This is a genomic window from Microbacterium sp. Bi128 (genome assembly GCF_918698205.1).
The window spans coordinates 1-4,864 of record NZ_CAKKMM010000313.1 but is presented as its reverse complement, the minus strand read 5'-3'; the positions used below and the strand labels follow the sequence as shown (position 1 = coordinate 4,864).

Sequence of the window (4,864 nt, the reverse complement as noted above, 5' to 3'; positions counted from 1 at the left end):
GGTTCCGGCCGCGGTCCTGTGCGGGGTTCACCACGGCAGTTCGCCGGAGCGGAGCTGGTCCTGAAGGCTGCGGATCCAGGCGATTTCGGCGCGCAGCGTGCTCTGCTGGAACTGGACATCGATCCAGTACTTGCGCTCCACGCCCTTCTTCGCGAGCAGTTCCTCGCCGGAGACCAGGAAGCCGAGCTGTTCCTCCAACGCCTGAAGGCGCCGGTCGAGGAGTTCGACGACGACGCCGGCGGGCAGGTTGTAGGCCTCGGAGACGGCCAGCGGGAAGGCCGGGTATTCGTTGACCGGGGCGGCGAGCATGTCCTGCAGCCACGCCGTGAACGCTTCGCGGCCGGCAGCCGAGATCGTGTAGGTGGTGCGCTCCGGACGGTTGCCTCCCCGGTCCGTTCCCGTGGCTGTGACCAGCCCCCGATCCTCGAGCCGCCCGACGGCGTGATAAAGCGTTCCTGGCCGCACCTTGACCAGCCGGTCCTCGTGCCGCGCGATCAGGAGCTGGTACATCTCGTAGGGATGCATCGGTTCTTCCACGAGCAGGGAAAGTGCGGCGACACCCAGGGGTGTCAATGCGGTTGCCCGGGCCATGGTGCAGTCCTTCTCGGTTTAGCAGTGTTCTCTTCGGCCTAAACGGCAGTTACTCCACTAAAGATTATTCCACGTGGAGTATTTGAGGGCAATCCTCCCCAACCCGGGCCGGCCGCGCCCCGGCCCCAGGCGCGATTGGTCAGCCGAGGAGGGCCAGGATGTCCGTCCGGGCGAACATCTGCGCGGCGGCCCGCGCGGTGGGGGTGCCGGCGTCCGGGTCGGCCCCGGCGTCCAGCAGTTCCCGGGCCACGTCCGTGTAGCCCTTGAAGACAGCACCGGCCAGCGGGGTCTGGCCGCGGTCGTTCGGCGTGTTGGCGTCGCCGCCGTGGTCCAGGATCAGCCGGACAGTGCCGGCGTGGCCGTGGTAGGCCGCCAGCATCACCAGCGAGTCGCCGGAGGAGGTGGTCAGCGTGGCCGGGGCGCCGGCGGCCAGGTAGCTGCCCAGCAGCGCGGAGTTGCCCTCGCGGGCGGCGTCGAAGAGCGCGTGCGCCAGCGCGAGTGTCTCGTCGTCGGGCGCGACGCCCGGCTCGTTCACTTTGGACCCGCCGTTCATCGGGTGCCCCGCAGGAAGCCGGTCTGGCGGCCCACCACCTGCCCGGCGTCGGGGGCCACAATGACTTCCTGGGCCGCGGAGTACGGCTCGTCCCCGTCCACGACGGTCAGGACCTCGTCCGGGGCGACGGAGCGTTTGATCACGGCCAGGGCGACGGGGCCCATCTCGTAGTGCTGCGCCACGGAGGTCACGGTGCCCACCTTGCGCTCGCCCGCACGCACCTCGCTGCCGGCCGCGGGCAGGGTGTGCTGGGAACCGTCGAGCTGGAGGAACACGAGACGGCGCGGCGGGTGGCCCAGGTTGTGGACGCGCGCGATCGTCTCCTGGCCCTTGTAGCAGCCCTTGGCCAGGTGCACGGCAGTGCGGAGGAGGTCGAGCTCATGCGGGATGGTCTTGTCGTCCGTTTCCGCGCCCCACCGGGGCCGCCACGCCGCAATCCGCAGCGCTTCGGAGGCCATGGTGCCGGCGAGGGCACGGTCGCCCACGGTCGCGACCAGTTGGTCCGCGGGGACCAGGTACTCAAACCACGGCCGTTCCAGTCCTGGATGGGCGTCCTCGCCCACCACAGCGTAGGAGTAGCCTCCGGCGCCGACGTGCGGCCACGGGTCTCCCCAGGCCTGCAGCGCGTCCCATTCCGGGATGCGGTGCGTGGAGCCGAGTACGGCCCAGTCGGCGGAGACGTCCGCGATTTCGACCCGGAGCATGAATTTCATCTTGTTGAGCCATTCGGCGAGCGGGGCCGCCTCGGCTGCCTCGACGATCAGCCAGGTCGTGGCGCCGTCGTCCACCACCCTGGCGTCAAATTCGATCCGGCCCTGCACGCTCAGCAACAGCAGTTCGGTGGACTGGCCAGGGGCCAGGGAAGTGAGCTGCTGGGAGGACAGCGTGTTGAGCCAGCTCAGGCGGTCCGGCCCGCTGACCGTCACCACGCCGCGGTGTGAGAGATCGACGACGGCGGTGCCGGCGGCCAGCGCCCGCTGCTCCCGGAGCGGCTCGCCGTAGTGGGCGGCGACGCCGGCATCGGCGCCGCCGGCCTCAACCGCGGCCGGGCGCGACAACAGGGGGCTTTTGATAGTCATATTGAAAGGAACGTCCTTAGCTCTGTGCGTATTCCGGCCCCGGCAGGTTCCGGCCCCGGCAGGGACAATCTGGCTCCGCCGGACTGTGGGGCAGGCCGGTCCTAGCGGTATTCCGGATTTTCAAAGTCGAAGCGGGTGCCCGCTTTCCAGGCGTCGGGCAGGTTTCCGTAGGCGGGAATGCCGCCCGCGTCCTTGAGCATGCGCGCCAGGTGCAGCATGTTCCAGGTCATGAAGGTGGTGTTGCGGTTGGTGAAATCGCTCTCCGGCCCCCCGGACCCCTGGTCAAGGTAGCTCGGTCCCGGCCCGACGGGACCGATCCAGCCGGCGTCGGCCTGCGGCGGGATGGTGAAGCCGACGTGCTGGAGGCTGTACAGGACGTTCATGGCGCAATGCTTGATGCCGTCCTCATTGCCGGTGATGAGGCAGCCGCCCACCTTCGGGTAGTAGGCCCACTGGCCCTTCGCGTTCAGCTGCCCGGAGTGGGCGTAGAGGCGCTCGATGAGCTTCTTCGTCTGCGAGGAGTTGTCCCCCAGCCAGATGGGCCCCGCGACGACGACGATGTCCGCTTCCTGGACGGCCGGGTAGAGTTCCGGCCACTCATCGGTGGCCCAGCCGTGTTCGCGCATGTCCGGGTAGACCCCGCTGGCGATGTCGTGGTCCACCGTGCGGATCACGCGGGTGCTGACGCCCTGCTTCTCCATGATCCGGCGGCTGACCTCGATCAGGCCCTGCGTGTTGGACACGTCCGGGGACTTCTTGAGCGTGCCGTTGAAGAACACGGCCTTGAGGTCGGCGTAGCTGGCGCTGCCGGCTGAGCTGGAGACTGTGTCATTCACGGTATTTCTCCTGGGTCGATGGTGACAACGGAAAAATCAGTGAGACCGCGTAATTAGCCTGCTTTGGCGAGGATGGCCGATGCGTGGGCCTCCAGGCCGCCGCCCGCCGTCGAAGTCTTGCCGGTGGCCACGTCCCAGCGCCACAGCAGGTTTCCTTCCACCAGCCCGAAGATCCGGGTGGCCGCCGTGTACTCCTTGGAGTGGCTGCCGCGCATCACCATGTCGGTGCTGAGCTGGATCTGGGGGCCCTTGATCTGGCCGTAGTACAGCTCCGAGATCCCGCCGGGGTGGGCGATGGAGACCGAGATGTCGAAGCCGCCATCGCTCTTGAGCACCGGGACGATGTCCGCCGGGATCAGGCCGGGGCCGCCGTCCTCCTCGCGCTGCTTACGCTCCAGCGCCCAGAAGCCGGTCTCGACGGTGAGGGGACGCAGCTTCGTGCCCTCGTCGTCGGTCAGCCAGCTCTCGGCGCGGTACTGCAGGTACGGCAGGCCGTTGTGCGTAAACGAGACGTGTTGCAGGAAGTGCTCGGAGTCCTCGTCTCCAGCCCCCAGCCGGCCGCTGCCCTCCCACTCACCAATGAGCCAGGACAGCGGAACGATTTCGGGGGTCAGATCAGTAGGGATTTCAATCGGCACAGCATCTACCTCTGGAAGCTACGGGGTCTGGAACGTGTTACTTCTGGCCTTTGAAGAGGCGGTACACGACAAAGCCGGCAAACCACGCCATGGACAGGCTGGCCACGCCAAGCAGGACAAGGAAAAAGATCTCATATGCAAGTACGGACATGATGCCATCCTAACGCTTAGTAGATGAGTAGTTTGTCTATGAAGTAGGCCAGGGAACCGACAGCAGAAACCGGCCCGAGCCCCATGCCCACGGCCGCCAAAACATTAAGGCCTTCACCGTTGAGGATGACGAGGCGGCGGAAACTTACCAGCACCGCCCCCACGACGACACCGACGAGGGCCGCCGGCAGCACGGCGATGTCGGAGAACACCAGGCCGGCGAGCGGCCCGGCAAGGCCGGCGCTCACGATGCCCAGCGGCGCCACGATCCGGTCCGGCCAGCGGATCAGCCCCGCCAGCAGCGCGATCGCCGAGCTGATGGCCGCCACGAGGATCATTTCGCGGACCCCGTTGAAGCGCGAACTCGCAATCCAGCCGGCGCCGAGGCAGGAGAGCAGGACGGCCAGGAATGACGGCGTACAGTCCAGGAAGCCCGGAGCCGGGAGATAGGTCGCAGCCACTGCCGACCCGACGCCGGGCAGGCCAATCAAGACCGCGAGGGTCTTCTTGGCGGGGATGCCGAGAAAGTAGGGCCAGCCGATACCGATGCCGGCGGCGGCGAGCGCCGCGACGGCCAGGAGGACCTCAGGCGAGGCATAGGCTCCGGCGACAATCGCCGCGAGACCGGCCAGGCCGATGATCCCGACGCTCCACGGCTTCACTGTCTGCTCGCCATCGGCAGACCCAGCATGGCCAGACCTTCGCTCACTGCGGACCACAATTCGACTCGGCTCAATTTCGACGGGCCGCGGGCCCTGACGGTTCAATCCTGCCCTATGTGAACGGTATGTGTCGCAAAAGGAGGCGCCGGAGGTGACGGGACCATGGCCGGAATGGGGCCTTTAGGTATACTCAACATCAGCAACAAGACGCCCAACGATGCGCGGACACCCCTTGGAGGAACAATGTCGCACATCCTGCTATTGACGAACAGCACGGGAACATCCGTGGACGTCCTGCCTGCTCTGGAACTGCTGAACCACCGGGTGCATATCCTTCCGGCCGAGCCCACTGCCC

General features: G+C 67.1%; 6 protein-coding genes and 1 pseudogene. 1 reads left to right on the top strand and 6 read right to left on the bottom strand.

What is annotated here, in order from left to right:
- Window positions 1-27: 27 nt before the first annotated feature.
- The 6 genes from LQV45_RS17875 to LQV45_RS17850 all read right to left on the bottom strand — a co-directional run bounded on the left by LQV45_RS17875 (window position 28) and on the right by LQV45_RS17850 (window position 4,509).
- On the bottom strand, window positions 28-591 hold the full coding sequence (locus tag LQV45_RS17875) for a PadR family transcriptional regulator (protein ID WP_230008175.1): 564 nt from the start codon (window positions 589-591) through the stop codon (window positions 28-30).
- A 139-nt stretch (window positions 592-730) separates the two neighbouring features.
- Window positions 731-1,126 carry an ankyrin repeat domain-containing protein gene (locus LQV45_RS17870; RefSeq protein ID WP_374208241.1) on the bottom strand — a complete coding sequence of 132 codons (396 nt, stop codon included), beginning with the start codon at window positions 1,124-1,126 and terminating at the stop codon, window positions 731-733.
- Window positions 1,127-1,140: 14 nt separating this feature from the next.
- Window positions 1,141-2,223: a folate-binding protein YgfZ gene (locus LQV45_RS17865; protein ID WP_230008173.1), complete on the bottom strand. Its 1,083-nt coding sequence runs from the start codon at window positions 2,221-2,223 to the stop codon at window positions 1,141-1,143.
- Between the two features lie 101 nt (window positions 2,224-2,324).
- A complete protein-coding gene (locus LQV45_RS17860) occupies window positions 2,325-3,059 on the bottom strand; it encodes a flavodoxin family protein (RefSeq protein ID WP_230008172.1) in 735 nt (244 codons plus the stop codon).
- Between the two features lie 53 nt (window positions 3,060-3,112).
- Window positions 3,113-3,697, bottom strand: a complete 585-nt coding sequence (locus LQV45_RS17855; RefSeq protein WP_230008171.1) for an FABP family protein — start codon at window positions 3,695-3,697, stop codon at window positions 3,113-3,115.
- Between the two features lie 167 nt (window positions 3,698-3,864).
- Window positions 3,865-4,509: a permease gene (locus LQV45_RS17850; protein WP_230008170.1), complete on the bottom strand. Its 645-nt coding sequence runs from the start codon at window positions 4,507-4,509 to the stop codon at window positions 3,865-3,867.
- A gap of 243 nt (window positions 4,510-4,752) precedes the next feature.
- Between LQV45_RS17850 and LQV45_RS17845 the strand changes: the two are divergent.
- Window positions 4,753-4,864 (top strand): annotated as a pseudogene (locus LQV45_RS17845) (DNA-binding response regulator); the annotation flags it as partial.

Bases quoted from the DNA above. Each gene is read 5' to 3' on its own strand.
- LQV45_RS17865 (WP_230008173.1), bottom strand. From the start codon at position 2,223: ATGACTATCAAAAGCCCCCTGTTGTCGCGCCCGGCCGCGGTTGAGGCC.
- LQV45_RS17875 (WP_230008175.1), bottom strand. From the start codon at position 591: ATGGCCCGGGCAACCGCATTGACACCCCTGGGTGTCGCCGCACTTTCC.